A 19,491-nucleotide genomic window follows, 5' to 3' on the forward strand; every position below is an offset into this window, starting at 1 on the left:
CAGCTTAAAATGAAAATAATGGTCAAAACATTTGGATTTTAACATAGAAAGCAGAATTTTTCCCAGCAAGAAAGTTCTGTGTAAATCTGTGAAATCTGTGGGAGAATATCTCAGTAAGAAAGTTCTGTGTAAATCTGTGAAATCTGTGGGAGAATATCTCAGCAAGAAAGTTCTGTGTGTTCTGTGAAATCTGTGGGAGTTTTCTCAGCAAAAGTTCTGTGTAAATCTGTGAAATCTGTGGGAGAATATCCCAACAAGAATGTGTTCTGAATTCTGTGGGAGAATATAGATTTTGTTGTGTTGGTGCACTTCTTGCTCTGGCAAGCGGCAAAGCCGAGCGGAGACAAGTGCACCCCCTTGAAAGCACCATAACTTCTGTGTGTGAAATCTGTGGGAGAACATATCATCAGAAAGAGATTTATTTCCTCATGCTCTGGTCCTTGCGATACTGCGTTGGCGACATGCCGAGGTGGCTCTTCGTGAACTTGCCGAAGAACGAGAGGTTGGGGAAGCCGAGCAGCTCCGAGATTTCCTTGATAGAGAGGTTGGAGCGGCGCAAATATTTCTCAATCGCCTTCACCGTGTAGCTATGAATCCACTCCAGCGCCGTGCGACCCGTCACCTGCTTCGTGATGCTCGAGAGGTATTTCGGCGTGATGCACAGCTCCTGCGCGTACTTCTTCACAGGCTGCATCTTGCCGTTGTTAGCCGCCAGCAGCTCAATGAAGCGCTGGAAGAGCAGGTTGGCCTGCTTCAGGTTGCCGCCGTCGAAGGTGTATTCTACGTAGGGCATGATGATGGCGAAGAGCTCGTAGATAGTGCTTTGCAGCAGACAATGCATTATCTCGCGGTGGTAGAAGCCGTTCGGGTTCTTTATCTTGTGCGCTATGATGGCGTAGTATTTCATGAATATGTCCTGTTGCTCCTCGTTGAGGTGTACTACGGGATTCTTGGATATGTAGCCCATCAGCGCAAGGAAGTCGCTGTTCATCTGCACGCTTGTCTGTGCCGTCTTGTACGATATGCCCACAATCTTAGATTCGTAGTCGGGCGACACCAGCACGTTTTCCCACGTGGTGCTCGGCAGGCATATAACCACGTCGCCCGCCTTCGATGTATAGGTCTCTCCGTTCGATTCGTACTGCATGCGTCCCTTCGTGCAGTAGGCCATCATAATTATCTCGAAGCGGTATGTGCCGTCCGTCTGCAGCACCTTGTCGATGCCGTCGAGCACAACCACATCGCCATCAATATAGTCGGCGTTGCCGTAGTTGGCTATCAGCCCCATGTCAATCTTGAGTTCTGTCGTTGTCGTTTCGTTAGTCATTATGTCTAATTGTTTTAGTTTCTTACGCAAAGCTATTCGCCGCAAAGATAGTCATAATTTCCTTATGTTGATTATCCTGTTTCTCCAATTTTATATTCTTTAAGTCAGATTTTGTTCTTTTATTATGCTGAGCACCGTTTCCGAGCACCGCAATGTCGCAGAAAAAGGGGAAAAACTATCCTTAGATAACAGAAAAGTTGTAACTTTGCACGAAGATTAGGCAATTAGTAAGCAAATAAAAACAAATAAAAACAAATATAAGAGAAAATGAATGTAGCTATTGTTGGTGCGAGTGGCGCTGTAGGACAGGAGTTCCTGCGCATCCTCGCCGAGAGAGATTTCCCCATTGACAATCTGGTGTTGTTTGGTTCTGAGCGTTCAGCCGGAAAGAAATACACCTTTAAAGGTAAGGAGTATGAGGTGAAGCTCTTGCAGCACAACGACGATTTCAAGGACATCGACGTGGCGTTCACGTCGGCTGGCGGCGGCACCTCAAAGGAGTTCGCCGAGACCATCACCAAGTACGGCGCCGTGATGATCGACAACTCGTCGGCTTTCCGCATGTGCGACGACGTGCCATTGGTTGTGCCCGAGTGCAACGCCGAGGACGCCCTGAACCGTCCGCGCGGCATCATCGCCAACCCTAACTGCACCACTATCATGATGGTTGTAGTGCTGAAGCCGCTCGAGCAGCTCAGCCACATCAAGCGTATACACATCGCCAGCTACCAGAGCGCTTCGGGCGCAGGCGCTGCTGCCATGGCAGAGCTCAAGGAGCAGTATCGCGAGCTGGTGAACAACGAGCCGGTGAAGGTGGAGAGATTCCCGCACCAGCTGGCTTACAACGTCATCCCGCAGATAGACGTCTTCACCGACAACGGATACACCAAGGAGGAGATGAAGATGTTCAACGAGACTCGCAAGATTATGCACAGCGACGTGCGCTGCTCGGCAATGTGCGTGCGCGTCAGCTCGCTCCGCTCTCACTCTGAGTCGGTATGGATTGAGACCGAGCGCCCCATCAGCGTTGAGGAGGCTCAGAAGGCTATCGCTGCCGCTCCGGGCTGCACGCTGAAGGACGACCCGCAGAACCTCGTCTATCCGATGCCGCTTGAGACAGCTGGCAAGGACGACGTCTTCGTAGGTCGCGTGCGCAAGGACCTGGCTGACGACTGCGGTCTTACTTTCTGGCTCTCGGGCGACCAGATTCGCAAGGGTGCTGCGCTCAACGCCGTGCAGATTGCAGAGTACCTGTATAAGGTTGGCGATCTGAAGTAGACACTAATAGGATAAAAAACGAACACGAATAGCACAAATTTCACGAATCGAAGGTTTATACATTCGTGAAATTTGTGCTATTCGTGTTCGTTTTTTTTATATTAAGCAATATTATAATGTGTTCTTTTATCGCGCTTCTTTCAGCAGTCTGCGTGCAAACTCAATTATTGTATCCTCGCCGCGCAGCCAATCCTCCGTCTTAAGCGCCACGTTATAGTCGGGATCGATGCCGAACTCGGTAGGTTGCTTCTGCTTGTCGTACATCGGGCACGCCGAGAAACGCACGCTCCAGCCCACGGGCAACTCGGTAGAGAAGGGCATTCCGGCGCCGCCGCCCGTGCGGTCGCCCACGACGGAGACGTTGGGGCAGCAGCGCATGTACTTCACGAACTCGTTAGCCGCACTATACACCGCGCGGTTCGTGAGCACCACCACCGGCTTCTGCCATCTTATGCCGTTCGACGGCTTCAGATACTGCGCCTGCATCTTCGAGAAAGCGTCGTGCGCCTTGCCCGTCTTGTGCTGCATGTAGCCCACAAGCAACCGCTCGTTGCAGAAACGCGCCGCCAGCTGTTCAGCCGCCGTGAGCAGTCCGCCGCCATTGTCGCGCATGTCGATAATGAGTCCGTTGCATGGCGCCAGATAGAGCATCACGTTGTCGAGATTGCCTTCGCCGAACGCGTTTGCGAACGTTGTGCAGCGCACATATCCCGTGTTGTCGTCGAGCACGCGGTAGCGCAGCCCGGCGGCGATGCGGTAGTCGGTGCCGAGATACTTCGAGAGCAACGTGTCGCTCACGTTCGACGGATAGTCCTCGTGCCACGACCAGTTGCGCGCCACGTCCCACGCCGAGTACATGTTCACGTGTCCGTCGCGCAGTTCGCCCAGCATGTTGCCCAGCACCTCGAACAGCTGCGCCTCGGTCATGTCGTTCGTGACCTGCCGGCTGTAGCGAGCGTGCACCTCATTCCAGTCGAGTCCGTACTGCTCGCGCTTGTAGTCGAAGAAGCAGTAGTGCTCGTCGATGGCACGCCAGAGAGCCTCGAAGTTGCCGCGTGCATTGTCGGCATACTCCGTCTCGTCGACGCACGCCGTTGTGAGGAACAGCAGCGCTGCAAACATTATCTGTATTATTCTTTTCATGTTTCTTTGTATTAAAAGGGGGTGCGACTATAGCTTCACGGTGCGGAACCTTCTCACGATGCCGATGACCAGCGCATGCGTATACGTGTGCTGCTTGAGGTTGTTTACGTTCGCCTGACGCCAGTCGCCGAGGTATCCGATGCGCCATGTAGTGTGCAGCGCGCGGAAGTCGAGCGTGAGCATCTGGCGCAGCGAGGGCGTAGACGCCACGGTTGTAGGCACGCAGTTGTGGTCGTAGTTGCCGCGTGAGAATATCTCGTAGTAAGATTGTCCGTAGTTGGGCGAGAACATCAGTCCGCAGAGCGGCGCCGACGCCTCGTAGTGCAGCGTGAACGGACGCTTCTGGCGCTTGAAAAGTCGGAAGTCGAAGTCGGCAGCAATGGTAGGTTTCAGCTGCAGGGCGAAGCGCGCCTGTGCAGGATTGTTGCTTCCGCGTGTGTTGTAAAGAAAACCTGCGCTCAGCTCGGCTGTGCCGCCAGCAAGAAGGCGCAAGCCGCAACTGCCCACGGGCATTTGCCACTTGCGCAGCAGCGAGTAGCCGAACGTATATCCGCCCGCAATCTCACCGCCGTTGCCCGAGCGGTTGTCGGCAAAGGCGATGTTGCCCTCGTGCAGCAACTGGTGCACGAAGCGGGCAGAGTCGTTCTCGCGGCGTGTGTGCGAGATGAAGCGCACATCCGTGCCGCGATATTTCTCGGGCGAGAGATAAGTGTCGAGAATATTGGTGTAGCCAACGCCCAGCATAAGAGCGTTCTCTCTTATGGGGTGATGTTTCTGAGGCTGCTGTTGTAGGGGCTGCTGTTGTAGGGGGCGCAGTTGTAGGGGGTGCAGTTGTAGGGGGTGCAGTTGTCTCAACTGCACCGACCTATCTGTATCCGGGTAATCTGGTGCAGTTGAGACAACTGCACCCCCTGAGATAGCATCCCCTTGAGTGTTGTTGATTGGTGCAGTTGAGACAACTGCACCCCCTAAAATAGCATCCCCTTGAGTGTTGTTTGTTGGTGCAGTTGAGACAACTGCACCCCCTAAAATAGTATCACCTTGAGTGTTGCTTGTTGGTGCAGTTGAGACAACAGCACCCCCTGCAACAGCATCCCCTGAGATACACCATAGTATGGCGACTAATAGACTAAAGATCCTCATTCTCGGTGAAAAGATTTAGTTGACCAGTCATTTCGTCTATCACCTGCTGCTGGCTCTTGCCCGCATCGGGGTCGAGGTTCGTGTCGTCGTTGTCATTGCTCTCAGCGTCTTCGTCCTCCTCCTTTTCGGGTTCGGGGAAGCGTGTAGGCTCCTGTTCCTTCACGTCGAGCACGTCGAACGTAGTGACGCGCTTGCCCTTCGCCTTGAAGCCCTTCACGGCGATGAACTCCTCGGCGTCTATCTCCAGCGGCGGGCGCTGCATCTCCGTTCCGTCGGGCGCTGTTGTGGGCGCAAGGCTCACCTCGAAGCGCGGGAACGGCGTGTCGGTGAGCATCACCAGCTTGCTCTTCGGGTTCTCGCCGATGTAGTTCTGCCAGCGCTTAGTAGCCTCCATGCGGAAGCGCTTCAGGTAGAGACAGTCGCCGTTGTCGGCGTCGAACAGCACAGCCGTCCACACCTTGTCCGGGTCCCACTTCTCTATAATCTTTATGTTGTCCTCGTAGTGGTTGTTGGCGTCGAACGTAGAGATGTAGAAGTTGCCGTCGTCGAGCACCACAAGTATCGAGTCCTCGTCGAAGAACTCGCCCAGCAAGCGTCCGTGCTCGTCGTAGTTCAAGCGGTTCACGTCGGGGTCGTACCACACCTTTCTTCCGCCCAGCGTAGAGTGACCGTGGCTCTTCAGACCGATGCGGTGAATAGGGTTGCGCGTCACGAGGTTGCCCTTCGATGTGCGTCCCTTGATGCCCACCTCCGAGAAGTCCTTTTCGATGAAGATGTTTCTCAGGCGCGGGTTAGCCTCCAGCGTCACCTTTATCACCTCCGCCTCGCCGTTGGGGTTGGCTGTGAAGTAGAGGATGCGCGAGCCTGGTGTGCCCTGCGTGCAGTCGTATTCGCGACCCGCCGTCATCGTAGGCACGAAGAATCGCTTTATGTAAGAAGCACCGCCCTTTCCGTCGCGGTAAACCACGTTGTATATGGTGCGCTTGTCGTTCTTCTTGAACACCTGCACGTGCAGAATGTTCTTTCCGACGAATATCTTGTCGGCGGCATGCACCATCTTGTACTTGCCGTCCTTGAAGAATACGATGATGTCGTCGATGTCTGAGCAGTTGCACACGAACTCGTCCTTCTTCAGACCCGTGCCGATGAATCCCTCGGCGCGGTTGATGTAGAGCTTTTGGTTAGCCTCCACAACCTTCGATGCCTCGATAGTGTCGAAGTTGCGAATCTCGGTGCGGCGTGGGTGGTCCTTGCCGTACTTCTCGCGCAGGAACTCGAACCAATGGATAGTCACCTCGGTCATGTGCTCCAGGTCGTACTCTATTTCCGCCAGCTCTGCCTTTATGCGTGCTATCAGTTCGTCGGCCTTGTCTTTGTTGTATTTCAGGATGCGCTGCATCTTTATCTCGAGCAGTCGCAGAATGTCGTCGCGCGTAATGTCGCGGTGGAACGAATACTCGAAGTTCTGCACGCGGAACACCTGCGTCTTGAACGGTTCGAGCTTAGAGTCGATGAAGTCGACCACCTCGTCCTGCGACTTAGCCTGCTCGAACTTCTTCTCCTTGTAGATGCGCTCCTCGATGAAGATGCGTTCCAACGACGAGAAGAAGAGTTGCTCCTCAAGCTCAGCCTTGCGTATCTGCAGCTCGCGGCGCAAGAGGCCCATAGTAGAGTCGGTAGAGTGGCGCAGCACGTCGCTCACGGTGAGGAAGCACGGCTTGTTGTTTTCGATGACACAGCAGTTGGGCGAGATGTTTATCTCGCAGTCGGAGAAGGCGTAGAGCGCGTCGATAGTCTTGTCGGACGACACGCCCGGCGCCAAGTGAACCTGAATCTCCACCTCGGCAGCCGTGTTGTCGTCCACCTTCTTAGCCTTTATCTTGCCCTTCTCGATGGCACGCAGAATGGAGTCGATGAGCGTAGACGTAGTCTTCGAGAACGGAATCTCGCGAATGACGATAGTCTTCGGGTCGAGCTTCTCTATCTTTGCGCGCACCTTCACCGAGCCTCCGCGCTGTCCGTCGTTGTACTTTGCAACGTCTATCGAACCGCCCGTAGGGAAGTCGGGGTAGAGGTGGAACTCCTCGCCGCGCAGATATGCGATGGCAGCGTCGCAGATCTCCACAAGGTTGTGCGGCAGAATCTTCGAGCTGAGACCCACGGCGATGCCCTCAGCGCCCTGCGCCAGCAGCAACGGGAACTTCGCCGGCAGCGTGATAGGCTCCTTGTTGCGTCCGTCGTAAGAGAGCTGCCAGTCGGTAGTCTTAGGGTTGAACACCACGTCGAGCGCAAACTTGGAGAGTCGCGCCTCGATGTAACGCGGCGCCGCCGCACGGTCGCCCGTGAGGATGTTACCCCAGTTGCCCTGGCAGTCGACGAGCAAGTCTTTCTGTCCCATCTGCACGAGAGCGTCGCCGATGGAAGCGTCGCCGTGCGGGTGGAACTGCATAGTGTGTCCGACGATGTTCGCCACCTTGTTGAAGCGTCCGTCGTCCATGCGCTTCATCGAGTGGAGTATGCGTCGCTGCACAGGCTTCAAGCCGTCCTCGATATGAGGCACAGCGCGTTCCAGGATTACGTAGGATGCGTAGTCGAGGAACCAGTTCTGATACATTCCGCTAAGGTGGTGTACGGCAGATGCGTCGAAGCGGTTAACAGGCTTGTAGTCGGTATGTTCGCTCGGCATCGTGTCTTTTATCTCGTCGTCCATATATGATGTGAGTATATATAATTAATGTGTATTTTAATGCTTACAGGCAAAAGTACAAAATTTTTTCTAAAATCAAGCCGTGTTATTCAGAATAATAGTTGTAACTTTGTAAAGTAGCATTAAACATAAACATTCAAATGGGAGAATATATAGTATCGGCGCGTAAATACCGCCCGATGACGTTCGACTCGGTGGTGGGGCAGGCTGCTCTCACCGCTACGCTGAAGAACGCCGTGAAGAGTGGCAAGCTGGCGCACGCCTACCTGTTCTGCGGTCCGCGCGGAGTGGGCAAGACGACGTGTGCGCGCATCTTCGCCAAGGCAATCAACTGCATGAACCCCACGGCAGATGGCGAGGCATGCGGCGAGTGCGAGAGCTGCAAGGCGTTTGCGGAGGGCCGCTCGTACAACATCTTCGAGCTCGACGCAGCCAGCAACAACTCCGTAGAGCACATCAAGTCGCTCATGGAGCAGACACGCATACCGCCGCAGGTGGGCAAGTACAAGGTGTTCATCATCGACGAGGTGCACATGCTCTCGCAGGCTGCCTTCAACGCCTTTCTGAAGACGCTCGAGGAGCCGCCGGCTCACGTGGTGTTCATACTCGCCACCACCGAGAAGCACAAGATTCTGCCTACCATTCTCTCGCGTTGTCAGATATACGACTTCGAGCGAATGACCGTAGAGAACACCATCAACCACCTGAAGCATGTGGCTGAGAAGGAAGGCATCACGTACGAGGAGGAGGCTCTGGCGCTCATAGCCGAGAAAGCCGACGGCGGAATGCGCGACGCGCTCTCCATCTTCGACCAGACGGCGAGCTTCTGCCAGGGCAACATCACGTACGAAAAGGTGATAGAAGACCTCAACGAGCTGGACGCCGACAACTACTTCAAGTTCGTCGACTACGCATTGGCGAACAAGGTGAGCGAGTGCATGGTGCTCCTGAACTCGATTATAGAAAAGGGCTTCGACGGCGGCAACCTCATCAACGGACTCGCCTCGCACGTGCGCAACGTGCTCATGGCTAAGGACGAGCAGACGCTGAAGTTGCTCGAGGTTAGCGAGCAGCAGCGCGCCAAGTACAGCGCGCAGGCTAAGGCGTGCCCGACACAGTTCCTCTACAAGGCTCTGAAACTGATGAACCAGTGCGACCTGAGCTACCGACAAAGCAGCAACAAGCGCCTGCTCGTGGAGCTGACGCTCATCCAGGTGGCGCAGATCACGCAGCCGGAGGATGCCGACAGCGCGGGGCGTAGCCCCAAACAGCTGAAAACCCTGTTCAAACTTCTTGATTTCACCCGGACGAAAGCGGCTCAGCAGGTGGCTGCTCCGGGCAATGCGGCATCTGTGGCTTCGGCTCAGTCGGATGTCGCCCAAACCGTTGCTGCCCAGCAGCAGGCTCCGGCAGCATCTGCGGCAGGTGGATCAACCAATGCAGCTGCGCCTTCTGCAGCTTCTTCTGTGGCGTCTACGGCTTCTTCTGCAGCGAAACCCGCAGCGGGCGGTCCGCGCCTTAAGCTGTCGTCGCTCGGCATGACCTTCCAAAGCCTTCAGCGCAAGGAGGCTGTGGCTGCGAAGAAGGAGGCTGAGGTGACGAACAAGGACGAGAACGAGCAGTTCACGCAGGAACTCCTCGAGCTGCAATGGCTCTCGATGTGCAACCGTATGCCGCAGAAGATGGTGGGCCTCGCCTCCAGAATGAAGAACATGCAGCCGCGCATAGCCAACTTCCCCGATATCGAAGTGCTGGTAGACAACCAGATGCTGCTCGACCAGGTGAACGAGATAAAGGGTCGCATCCGCGTTACGCTCGCCAAGGCTCTGCACAACGGCGGCATCACTCTATCGCTACGCCTTGCCGAGGCTGAGGAGATAAGTCGCCGAAAGACAAAGAAAGAGGTGTACGACGAACTGATGCAGCAGAAGGAAGTGAAGGCGTTCGTGGAGTCGTTAGGGCTGGAACTTGTTTAAAAGTAAAAAAGGGCTTTTAAAAGTAAAAAAGTAAAAGAGTAAAAAAGTAAAAAGAGCTTTTAGTAAGCGTAGGAGGAGGGAGTTTTGACACGCCCTCCTCCTACCTTTGAATCGTTAACTATTCAATTTTCCAAATACTATAGTTTTGACTTTACTCTCTATTTTTTATATGTCTTCGCAGTAAAACCTCACGAAAAGTCATCGTCACCCGAACGGAATCTGATCGGGCGGCGTACGGAATCTGATTGGACGGCGTACGGAATCCGATTGGACGGCGGACGCGAACGGTGAGAAAAGCTTAGGTCGTGTAAACAGAACCGTGACCCGATTCAGTTTACACGACCGTTCTGTTTACACTCTCTTCTCCACAATGCTTTCGATGTACTTGCACACCATGTTGATGCCTTTCAGATTGTCGCCACCCTCGGGTATGATAATATGAGCGAAGCGCTTTGTAGGTTCGATGAACTGCTCGTGCATCGGCTTGAGCACCTTCAGATAGCGGTCGACAACCATGGAGACGGTGCGTCCGCGGTCGATGGTGTCGCGCTGAATGTTGCGTATGAGGCGCTCGTCGGGGTCGCAGTCGACGAAGATGCGCAGGTCCATCATGTCGCGCAGGCGCTTGTTGAGCAGCGTCATGATGCCCTCCACTATTATCACCGGCTTCGGCTCTACGTGTATGGTCTCCTTCTCGCGGTTGCACTTCAGGTACGAGTACGTAGGCTGCTCGATGGCGCGACCCTCGCGTAGATCGTTAATCTGCTTTATGAGCAGTTTCCAGTCGAAGGCATCGGGATGGTCGAAGTTGATGGCACGGCGCTCCTCTTCGGTCATGTGCGACGTGTCGTTATAGTACGAGTCGAGCGGCACTACAGCCACGTGGTGCGGCGGCAATGCCTCTACTATCTTTTTCACTACCGTTGTCTTGCCGGAACCAGTGCCGCCGGCAATACCGATTATCGTAATCTTGTCGTTTGTCATAATCTTATGCTTATTGATATATTGCGCTGAACATTCTGCTGTAGAACTCGGCTTTGCGCTCGGGTTTCATGGGGTAGGCGCGCGAACTGCTGGGCATGCGCCAGAGGCGTAGCGTGCGGTCGGCGAAGGCGAACTGCACGTTCTCGCCCACCTTCGGCTGCGTCTTTATGTCGAAGCAGGAGCAGAGCACGTCTGTGGCTTTCTGCCCCGTGGTGACGATGTCGGTGAGCTCGGGCAGCGAGTCGACCATCGCCTTCAGGTCTGTCGGCTCCACTACCTCCAGGTCTTTGTCAGACGCCGTGTTCTTCAGACGGCGCACCTCCGTCGCCGTGTCGTACATGCCTATGCGATGCTCGTTGAGGAACGGGACGATGAGGTCGAGTCGGAACGTCTTGTGCTCGGTGTCGACGAAGTGGAGCTTGTCGCTGAAGAAGCACAGTCCGAAGATGCGCCACATGTCGTTGGTGAAGTTGGGGTAGTAGAAGCGCATCGACCAGCGCTGCTCGCCCGGCGGAAAGCTGCCCAGCATGAGCAGTCGGCAGCCGTCGGGGAGGAATGGGGTGAACGGATGGCGCTCGGTATTCATTACTTCTGCTCCTTCACCAGGTACACTACTACCGGCAAGTGGTCAGAGTAGCCGTCGAGCCATACGCCGCCTGCTGTAGTACGCTTCGGCGCACCCTTGTATCTGCCCTCGCTCTGTATGAGATACGGGCGTATGTGAATCTGGTGCTGGAAATACTTCAGCGTAGAGAAGTCCTTAGAGCCGTTGGCGTTGAGCAGATTCGGCGTCATCACAATCTGGTCGAAGAGGTTCCATGTGCCATTGTAGAAGAGCGTGCCCTTGCCCTGCTTTGTGAGCAGATTATACCACGGGTTGTACATGTCGTCCTTGCCCGTCTTCTCGATGGTAGGCTTGCAAGAGAGCGCCTCGGTCATCGACTTGTTGGTAGGGTCGTCGTTCATATCGCCCATCACGAACACCTTGCACTTCTTGTTGGCACGCAGCAGCGAGTCCTTCACGGCGCGCACCTGTCTGCCTGCCACCTCGCGATAGTAGGACGTGCTGAAGCGGCTGGGCCAGTGGCACACGATTACGGCTACCGGCTCGCCGGCGAGAGTGCCGCTCACGGTGAGGAATCCGCGTGTGATGAAGTTGGAGTCCTTAGGCTCTTCGGGCACGTAGGGCACGAGGCGCACGTTCTTCACGGTGAAGAAGCGCGGGTTGTAGAGCATGGCGCAGTCGATGCCGCGGCGGTCTGGTCCCTCTACGTGTACATATTTATATCCGCGCTGCTTCAGCGGAGCCTGCGCTGTGAGGTCGTCGAGCACCTTCGAGTTCTCCACCTCCGACATGCCTACAATGGCGCAGCCGATGCCCGGCAGCTTGTCGGTGCCAAGGTCGGCGATAGCCTGCGCCATGTTGCGCAACTTGTGGGTGTACTTCAGTCCGTTCCACTTGTACGAGCCGTTGGGCAGGAAGTCGTAGTCGCGCTTGCCCTCGTCGTGGCAAGTGTCGAAGAGATTCTCCTGGTTGTAGAAGCCTACGGCGTAGAGGTTAAACTTTTTCTGTGCCGATGCTCCGAGAGTGATGCAGAGGAGCAAGGCGAGGATAAAAAGATTCTTTTTCATTTTAGTTATTTGCTTTTTTATTCTTGTTTCGTTTAATACATGAGTATATAGTGCAAAGTTACAGTAAATCCTTATTATTGCACCCTGTTTCATGCTTTTTTTGCATTAAAATACAAAACGTTACGCCCTTTTTGTGTGTTGCAGCATTGAAACACTATATTAATATAAATAAAGTTGGGAAACATTTCTTTAATTGAATAAAAATGTGTTACTTTGCAATCTATTTCTTTTGCTGCATGCGGCATGCTTGCGAGCTTTCCGTGGTTAGGATGAGACCTTTGCACGGCTGGCTGAAGTAGGGAAAATGTAGCAGCAGCGATATAACGAAATTTCATTAAATAATTATAAACACTTACATGCAAAAGAAGCTTAAATTAGCAGTGCTGGCAATGTGCTGCGCTCCGTCTGCATTCGCACAGACAGCAGCCGACTCGATCGGCTTCCACAGCGAAGCGGCGAGCGAGGCTGCCTTCACTTTCACAGAGGCACAGCTCGGTGAGGACGACGACATGACACAGAACGTGACCATCGTCAACTCTAACACCGACATCTATGCCAGCCAGGTGGGCTATCTGTTCTCACCGGCACGTTTCCGCTATCGTGCATTCGATCAGAAGTACAACGAAGTTTATCTCAACGGATTGCTGCTGAACGATATGGAGAGCGGACAGTTCCGTTACTCTCAGGTGGGCGGTCTGAACAACATGACACGCAACCAGGAGTTCGCCCTTCCGTTCGAAAGCAACAACTTCGCAATGTCAGGCATGGGCGGATCGAACAACTACAACTTCCGTCCGTCGGCAATGCCCGTAGGCCACCGCTTGACAGTAAGTGGCGCCAACCGCAACTACACCCTGCGCGGCATGTACTCGTACAGCAGCGGACTCTCTGAGAAGGGATGGGCGTTCACCGGCAACGTGAGCTACCGCTGGGCACGCAACGGATACGTAGAGGGCACATTCTACAACTCGCTCTCTTACTTCCTCGCCGTGCAGAAGGTGATGGGCAACCACAGCCTCTCGCTCTCTACATGGGGCAACCCGACGGAGCGCTCTACACAGGGTGCTGCAACGGACGAGGTCTACTGGCTCGCCAACAACCGCTACTACAACCCCTACTGGGGCTACCAGAACGGCAAGAAGCGCAACTCGCGCGTCGTGAACGACTTCGCTCCGAGCGCCATCCTCACATGGGACTGGAACTTCAACGAGAACTCGAAACTCACTACGTCGTTCTTCGGCAAATACTCTATGTACAAGAGCACAAAGCTCAACTACAACAACGCCGACAACCCGCATCCTAACTACTGGAAGAATCTGCCGTCGAGCTACTACGACGTATGGTACGGCAACAACGACTCGTATCGCACAGAGCAGGCTTACGAAGACTGGAAGACATCGTACGACTACTGGCGCGCATCGAAGGCTAACCGACAGATCAACTGGGACCGCCTCTACTATGCTAACAAGAACACAGCAGCTCAGGGCGGCGACGCTATGTACTATATCCAGGCTAAGCACAACGACAACCTCATGTTCTCGCTCGCTTCTACCTTCAACCACCAGATTGACAAGGACAAGAAGTTCAACGTAGGCGTGATAGCTGCCACAAACAAGGCTATGCACTACCAGACAATGGAGGACCTGCTCGGCGCTTCTCAGTTCCATAATATCAACACTTATATTATCTCTGACAAGTACACCGCAGCTTCGCCCGAGGCACAGTACGACCTCAACCATCCTAACGCTGTAGTGAAGGAAGGCGACCGCTTCGGCTACGACTACAACCTCTTCATCAACAAGGGAAAACTCTGGACATCGTACACCGAGAACTTCGGACCGCTCAACTATACCGTGGCTGCCCGACTCGGCTACACATCTATGCAGCGCGAAGGCAAGATGCGCAACGGTCTGGCTGCTAACAACTCGTTCGGCAAGAGCAAGACAGCGGAGTTCGTTGACGGCGGATTCAAGTTCGGCTCTAACCTCACGCTTGGACGCGGCAACGTGCTCACACTCGGCGTAGGCTACGAGCACCGCGCTCCCGAGGCACGTGCGGCATTCATGTCGCCGGAGGTGAACAACGACTTCGTTCAGGGTCTCAAGAACGAACGCATCTTCAGCACAGAGCTCGGCTATATGTACGAGAACTCTTGGCTCCACCTCAACCTCAAGGGCTACTACAGCCGCATGACCAACGTTTCCGACTGGCAGAACTTCTATAACGACGATACCAACTCGTTCATCTACGTGTCGATGACCGATATGAACAAGTCGTACTACGGTGCGGAGCTCGGCGCCAAGTTTAAGCTCACCAGCTTCCTCGACGTGAAGCTCATCGGTACAATCAGCGAGGCGAAGATTACGAACAACTCTAAGCTCTGCTACATGGAGTCGACAAGCGCTACGCTGCACGGCACAGGTCAGGAAGGCGAGAACTACGACTACATACACAACAAGGGCATGCGCGACAGCGGCACACCGCTCACAGCGCTCAGCCTCGGCGTAAGCTACCACCAGAAGGGTTGGTTCATCGACCTCAACTGCAACTACTACGACCGCATCTATCTGTCGTACTCGCCCAACTACCGTTTCGACGAGAACATCAAGCGTCGTAACGACGTGATGAAGGCGCTCGACCGTCCTATCATCAACGACGTGACTGGCGAAATCATCCCCGGTGCACTCGACCAGGCTAAGGGACACGGCGGATTCATGCTCGACGGCTCAATCGGTCGCAGCATATATCTCAAGCACGGCTCGTTGTCAATCAACCTCATGGTGCAGAACATCCTCAACAACCGCAACATCGTTACTGGCGGTTACGAGCAGAGCCGAAGCGGATACACACAGAGCGCTAACCTGCGCGGATATTCGTTCGAGAAGAACCCGTTCAAGTTCTACGCTTTCGGTACAAACGGTATGCTGAACATTACTTATAAATTCTAAATCACAGAAAGAAGATGAAAAGTTTAAAATATCTGAAACTCGCGCTCTTCGCGCTTGTTATAGGTCTTTCGGCTACATCTTGTATGGATGACGACTGGACAGACCCTACTGGCGAGGTGGCACCGTTCGGCAACAACCAGCTTCAGGAGACCAACGTCGTTAACATCGCCGACTTGAAGTTGAAGTACAGTGCGCTGCTGAAGGACAAGGTGAACGACACCGTACGCATCGCCGACGGTGTGCAGATTAAGGCTCGCGTAACGGGCAACGATATCTCTGGCAATATCTACAACCAGATTATGCTCGAGGACGCTACCGGCGGCATCGTCATCAGCGTTGCTCAGGGCGGTATGTGCGGTCAGCTGCCTATCGGTCAGGAAGTGCTCATCGACCTCGGCGGACTCTACTACGGTGCTTACCGTACACAGCCGCAGATTGGCGTTCCGTACACCGACTTCAAGAAGAACCAGACTTACCCGAGCCGCATCAGCCGCACCGAATGGCAGACTCGCTTCAAGATTCTCGGCAAGGCAGACGCTTCGCTCGTCGTGCCTCATGTGTTCGAGACTTCAGAAATCAGCACTCTAAACAACGAGGCTGTGTCAATGAAGTATTCAGGACAAATCGTAACGCTGAAGGGTGTTGAGTTCGACACCGCAGACGGCAAGGTTACATTCGCTCCCGAGGCAGAAGGTGCTTCTACAGGCTATGGCGTTACACGCTACTTTAAGGGCTACACCGCCCAGAAGAAGCAGATAGGCATCCGCACAAGCTGCTACGCTAAGTTCGCTGCAGAGACATTGCCGAAGGGTAAGCTCAACGTAACCGGTATTCTCACCGTCTACAAGACCAGCGCAACGTCGTCTTACGGCACAACCGTGCAGCTCGTTCTGCGCTCGCAGTCTGATATCGAGGTGCTCGAGCCGGAGAAGAACAAATAAAGCCTTAGCGATATAGTATTATTGGCAGCAAGGCTATCCACATTATTATTAATATACAACAAGCAAACAAACAAAAGAATATGAAAAAGATATTTTTCTCAATGCTCGTCGCAGCGATGACGGCATTCACATTCACAAGCTGTGAGGACGTTCCCGAGGCTTATGAAATTCCTGGTGGCGGCAACGGCGGCGGTTCAACCGAAATGACAGGCAATGGTACCGCAGAAAATCCTTACACTATAGAGGACATCAAGAAGTCGGGCGCCACTGGCAGCAATGTCTTCGTTAAGGCTTACATCGTAGGCTTCGTTCCCGACAAGGCTATCGACGAGGCTAAGTTCACAGCCGAGGGTTGTGAGGTTGCAAGCAACGTTCTCATCGCAGCTTCTGCTGACGAGACTTCTATTGACAACGTAATGCCGGTACAGCTTCCTGTAGGTGATGTTCGCAACGCAATCAACCTCAAGGACAATCCTGCAAACTACAAGCAGGAGGTGGTTCTCTGCGGTAACATCGAGGCTTACTTCGGCAAGACCGGTCTGAAGTCGGTTGTTTGGGCTAAACTCGGCGACAAGGAGTTCGGTGCAAAGCCTGGTACAGAGGCTGGCGGCGACACAGGAGCTACTGGCACACCGAAGGGCACTGGTACAAAGAACGATCCGTTCAACAGCGTAGCTGCGAATGCTGAGGCAAGCAAGCTGGCTGCAAACGCTGTGTCTGAGCAGGGCTACTACATCAAGGGTAAGGTAGTATCTGTGAAGGAGGCTTTCTCTGCACAGTTCGGCAACGCTTCTTTCTACATCTCTGACGACGGCAAGGCAGACGGACAGTTCCTCGTGTTCCGTTCGCTCTATCTCGGCAACCAGAAGTGGACAGAGGGTCAGCCTAACATCGCTGAAGGCGACGAGGTTGTGGTTTACGGCAAGCTCACCAACTACTACGGCAATACTCCTGAGACTGCTCAGGGTACTACATACCTTGTGTCTGTAAACGGCAAGACAGAGGGCGGTTCTACTGGTGGCGAGGACAAGCCTGCAGGCAATGGCAATATCGCTATCAACGGCACAACACTCACACTCTCTAACCCGAGCGTTCAGGCTGGTGCAACAACAGTAGAGGTGGTTCCTGGCGACTTCTATACAGAGAATGGTACTGAGGTTACAACCATCACTCTTAAGGACGGCACAAAGATCGTCTTCGACGCAAACGGCGAGAAGAACGGTCCGAAGTATTACACAGGTGCTAACTACTCTAACATCCGTGTTTACAAGAACAACATGATTACTTTCGAGGGTCACAAGGCAATCGCTAAGGTTGTGTTCAGCTGCGATGTAGACAAGAATAAGAATGTCAATTGCGTCGGCAACGAGACTGCTACTGTTGTTATCGACGGCAAGACAATGACTTATACAAACGTCTTCAAAGAGGCTTCTGGCGGTGGCGTTCAGTTGCGTATAAACAAGATCGTAATCACATACGCTAAGTAATAGGCTTATTTACTATCGTAAGTAATACGATTCTTTAATATTCCAAGCCGTTTCAAACATTGAAGCGGTTTGGAATTTTTGTTTTCAAAAATTTGTGGGTCTCATAAAAAAGTCGTAACTTTGCATCCGCTAAGCGTTTGAAAGCGAATTATTTATTTAACACTATAACAATTTAAACAAAATGAAGAAGGGAATTCATCCAGAAAACTATCGCCCCGTCGTATTCAAGGATATGTCCAACGGCGATATGTTCCTTACAAAGTCTACATGCAAGGCTACAGAGACAGTAGAGTTTGAAGGCGAAACTTACCCAGTAGTAAAAGTCGAAATCTCAAGCACATCTCACCCGTTCTATACAGGTAAGAGCAAGCTTGTCGATACTGCAGGTCGCGTAGATAAGTTCATGAACCGCTACGCAAAGGTTCGCAAGTAAGGAAAAGAACGAGATATATACTTCAGATAGACACGCTCTATTTTTGAATATGAATATTGAGGGTGTGTTCCATTCGTAGTTGCATATACGTATGGAACACACTCTCTTTTTTGTTTAAAAGTAAAAGAGTAAAAAGGCTTTTTAAAAGATATATTCAGATGAAGCAATATTATAAATACGCATTGCGCTATGCAGCGATGGCTGTGCTGATGCTCTCTGTGCTCACTTTCAGCGCTTGTGGAGACGACGAGGAGGGCGGCAACGGCAGCCAGAGCGGACAGGTAGACAAGAAGAACAAGAACGCTAACGTGCCGTCGGCTGCCAACGGCTACAACAAGGCGATACAGCGCACCGAGTTCCCAGCTCTGAAGCAGGGCGGCAAGCAGAAGGTTATTGTCTATCGCATGACATCTACATCTTACGATAAAGACGGCGTAAACTTCTCTGTGGAGTGGGACTGCGACAAGCGTTCGCAGCGCTGGACGTGCTATCAGATGCACAAAGGCTACTCGGGCAAGTATTCGCGTGAGTCGGACTCCTTCTTCTTCGATGCTACGAACCTCAATAGCAACGAGTATTGGGGCGAGTACACTTACTTCCCTGGCTACGACCGTGGGCACATCTGTCCGAGCGGCGACCGCACTGCATCGAAGGAGATGAACGTACAGACTTTCGTTATGACGAATATGCAACCGCAGTATCATAAGTTTAATGGTTTCGACAAGAAAACAGGTGATAATGGCTTGTGGGTGCGTATGGAGAACCAGCTGCGCAAGTGGGCTGACAAGCTCTCGGCAACGGATACTATCTTCGTTTGCAAGGGTGGCACAATCGACAGCGAGGCTAACATCATAACGCGCATCGGGGGCAAGCTCATCGTGCCGAAATATTTCTACATGGCTATCCTGCGCAAGAGTTCGTTCGGATATGCGGGCATGGCGTTCTGGAGCGACCAGACAAATGCGTGGCGCATGAACGAGACGTTACGTTCACACGCCATTTCTATCAGCGAGCTTGAGAAGCGCACTGGCATCGACTTCTTCTGCAATCTGCCTGATGATGTGGAGGCGCAGGTCGAGAAGACGTTCAAACCGAGTGTCTGGTCAGGCTTGTAATCTGTATCCTCCCACAGAATTCACTCTGCTGAGATAATCTCCCACAGAATTCACGGAATACACAGAACTTTCTGCTGAGAAATCTCCCACAGATTTCACGGAACACACAGAATTTTCTGCTGAGAAAAACTCCCACAGAATTCACAGAATTCACTGGGCTTTCTGCTGAGAAAAACTCCCACAGATTTCACAGAATACACAGAACTTTCTGCTGAGAAAAACTCCCACAGATTTCACGGATTTACACAGATGCCTATAGCAAAAGGTTCTGTGTAGATCTGTGAGTTCTGTGGGAGAATAACGCAAATCAGCATCTGTGTAAATCTGCTTTCTATGTTAAAATCCAAATGTTTTGACCATTATTTTCATTTTAAGCT

The 19,491-nt window shown here is 53.0% G+C and carries 14 protein-coding genes; 7 read left to right on the plus strand and 7 right to left on the minus strand.

Going from position 1 to position 19,491, the window contains the following annotated elements:
- Positions 1–418: 418 nt before the first annotated feature.
- The gene (locus KTQ90_RS09890; protein WP_217318283.1) at positions 419–1,327 is read right to left on the minus strand and encodes a helix-turn-helix domain-containing protein; all 909 of its coding nucleotides are present in this window, start codon (positions 1,325–1,327) and stop codon (positions 419–421) included.
- A gap of 267 nt (positions 1,328–1,594) precedes the next feature.
- Between KTQ90_RS09890 and KTQ90_RS09895 the strand changes: the two genes are divergently transcribed.
- Positions 1,595–2,605, plus strand: a complete 1,011-nt coding sequence (locus KTQ90_RS09895; protein ID WP_217318284.1) for an aspartate-semialdehyde dehydrogenase — start codon at positions 1,595–1,597, stop codon at positions 2,603–2,605.
- A gap of 126 nt (positions 2,606–2,731) precedes the next feature.
- On the opposite strand, the gene KTQ90_RS09900 is transcribed toward KTQ90_RS09895, so the two are convergent.
- The 3 genes from KTQ90_RS09900 to KTQ90_RS09910 form a co-directional block, all read right to left on the minus strand.
- Complete coding sequence (locus KTQ90_RS09900) at positions 2,732–3,748, minus strand: S41 family peptidase (protein WP_217318285.1); 1,017 nt, start codon at positions 3,746–3,748, stop codon at positions 2,732–2,734.
- 27 nt (positions 3,749–3,775) lie between these two features.
- A complete protein-coding gene (locus tag KTQ90_RS09905) occupies positions 3,776–4,609 on the minus strand; it encodes a DUF3316 domain-containing protein (protein ID WP_407936614.1) in 834 nt (277 codons plus the stop codon).
- A 268-nt stretch (positions 4,610–4,877) separates the two neighbouring features.
- The gene (locus KTQ90_RS09910; protein WP_217318286.1) at positions 4,878–7,601 is read right to left on the minus strand and encodes a DNA gyrase/topoisomerase IV subunit A; all 2,724 of its coding nucleotides are present in this window, start codon (positions 7,599–7,601) and stop codon (positions 4,878–4,880) included.
- Between the two features lie 137 nt (positions 7,602–7,738).
- Between KTQ90_RS09910 and KTQ90_RS09915 the strand changes: the two genes are divergently transcribed.
- On the plus strand, positions 7,739–9,574 hold the full coding sequence (locus KTQ90_RS09915; protein WP_217318287.1) for a DNA polymerase III subunit gamma/tau: 1,836 nt from the start codon (positions 7,739–7,741) through the stop codon (positions 9,572–9,574).
- Between the two features lie 351 nt (positions 9,575–9,925).
- On the opposite strand, the gene udk is transcribed toward KTQ90_RS09915, so the two are convergent.
- From udk to KTQ90_RS09930, 3 genes are read right to left on the minus strand one after another with little or no spacing between them, the layout of a single operon-like run.
- Entirely contained in the window at positions 9,926–10,558 is a 633-nt protein-coding gene (gene udk / locus KTQ90_RS09920) for a uridine kinase (protein ID WP_022158283.1), read from the minus strand.
- A 10-nt stretch (positions 10,559–10,568) separates the two neighbouring features.
- The gene (locus KTQ90_RS09925; protein WP_217318288.1) at positions 10,569–11,144 is read right to left on the minus strand and encodes a uracil-DNA glycosylase family protein; all 576 of its coding nucleotides are present in this window, start codon (positions 11,142–11,144) and stop codon (positions 10,569–10,571) included.
- Positions 11,144–12,190 (minus strand): endonuclease/exonuclease/phosphatase family protein, encoded by a 1,047-nt coding sequence (locus KTQ90_RS09930; RefSeq protein WP_217318289.1) that lies wholly within the window; start codon positions 12,188–12,190, stop codon positions 11,144–11,146. Before KTQ90_RS09930 ends, KTQ90_RS09925 begins: the two co-directional genes overlap by 1 nt.
- Before the next feature lie 356 nt (positions 12,191–12,546).
- Between KTQ90_RS09930 and KTQ90_RS09935 the strand changes: the two genes are divergently transcribed.
- The 5 genes from KTQ90_RS09935 (at position 12,547) to KTQ90_RS09955 (ending at position 19,114) form a co-directional block, all read left to right on the plus strand.
- The gene (locus KTQ90_RS09935) at positions 12,547–15,138 is read left to right on the plus strand and encodes a TonB-dependent receptor (RefSeq protein WP_217318290.1); all 2,592 of its coding nucleotides are present in this window, start codon (positions 12,547–12,549) and stop codon (positions 15,136–15,138) included.
- Between the two features lie 14 nt (positions 15,139–15,152).
- Positions 15,153–16,079, plus strand: coding sequence for a DUF5689 domain-containing protein (locus tag KTQ90_RS09940; protein ID WP_217318291.1), 927 nt, complete (start codon positions 15,153–15,155; stop codon positions 16,077–16,079).
- An 80-nt stretch (positions 16,080–16,159) separates the two neighbouring features.
- Positions 16,160–17,566 carry a DUF6359 domain-containing protein gene (locus tag KTQ90_RS09945; protein ID WP_217318292.1) on the plus strand — a complete coding sequence of 469 codons (1,407 nt, stop codon included), beginning with the start codon at positions 16,160–16,162 and terminating at the stop codon, positions 17,564–17,566.
- A gap of 181 nt (positions 17,567–17,747) precedes the next feature.
- On the plus strand, positions 17,748–17,999 hold the full coding sequence (locus KTQ90_RS09950) for a type B 50S ribosomal protein L31 (protein WP_007898314.1): 252 nt from the start codon (positions 17,748–17,750) through the stop codon (positions 17,997–17,999).
- A gap of 158 nt (positions 18,000–18,157) precedes the next feature.
- On the plus strand, positions 18,158–19,114 hold the full coding sequence (locus KTQ90_RS09955) for a DNA/RNA non-specific endonuclease (RefSeq protein WP_217318293.1): 957 nt from the start codon (positions 18,158–18,160) through the stop codon (positions 19,112–19,114).
- Positions 19,115–19,491 lie beyond the last annotated feature (377 nt).

This window comes from Leyella stercorea (assembly GCF_019052365.1).
Taxonomy (GTDB): domain Bacteria; phylum Bacteroidota; class Bacteroidia; order Bacteroidales; family Bacteroidaceae; genus Prevotella.

Excerpts from the sequence above, each read along its gene's own strand:
- KTQ90_RS09890 (WP_217318283.1), bottom strand. The coding sequence starts at position 1,327 with ATGACTAACGAAACGACAACGACAGAACTCAAGATTGACATGGGGCTG.
- KTQ90_RS09895 (WP_217318284.1), top strand. The coding sequence starts at position 1,595 with ATGAATGTAGCTATTGTTGGTGCGAGTGGCGCTGTAGGACAGGAGTTC.
- KTQ90_RS09900 (WP_217318285.1), bottom strand. The coding sequence starts at position 3,748 with ATGAAAAGAATAATACAGATAATGTTTGCAGCGCTGCTGTTCCTCACA.
- KTQ90_RS09910 (WP_217318286.1), bottom strand. The coding sequence starts at position 7,601 with ATGGACGACGAGATAAAAGACACGATGCCGAGCGAACATACCGACTAC.
- KTQ90_RS09915 (WP_217318287.1), top strand. The coding sequence starts at position 7,739 with ATGGGAGAATATATAGTATCGGCGCGTAAATACCGCCCGATGACGTTC.
- udk (WP_022158283.1), bottom strand. The coding sequence starts at position 10,558 with ATGACAAACGACAAGATTACGATAATCGGTATTGCCGGCGGCACTGGT.
- KTQ90_RS09925 (WP_217318288.1), bottom strand. The coding sequence starts at position 11,144 with ATGAATACCGAGCGCCATCCGTTCACCCCATTCCTCCCCGACGGCTGC.
- KTQ90_RS09930 (WP_217318289.1), bottom strand. The coding sequence starts at position 12,190 with ATGAAAAAGAATCTTTTTATCCTCGCCTTGCTCCTCTGCATCACTCTC.
- KTQ90_RS09935 (WP_217318290.1), top strand. The coding sequence starts at position 12,547 with ATGCAAAAGAAGCTTAAATTAGCAGTGCTGGCAATGTGCTGCGCTCCG.
- KTQ90_RS09940 (WP_217318291.1), top strand. The coding sequence starts at position 15,153 with ATGAAAAGTTTAAAATATCTGAAACTCGCGCTCTTCGCGCTTGTTATA.
- KTQ90_RS09945 (WP_217318292.1), top strand. The coding sequence starts at position 16,160 with ATGAAAAAGATATTTTTCTCAATGCTCGTCGCAGCGATGACGGCATTC.
- KTQ90_RS09950 (WP_007898314.1), top strand. The coding sequence starts at position 17,748 with ATGAAGAAGGGAATTCATCCAGAAAACTATCGCCCCGTCGTATTCAAG.
- KTQ90_RS09955 (WP_217318293.1), top strand. The coding sequence starts at position 18,158 with ATGAAGCAATATTATAAATACGCATTGCGCTATGCAGCGATGGCTGTG.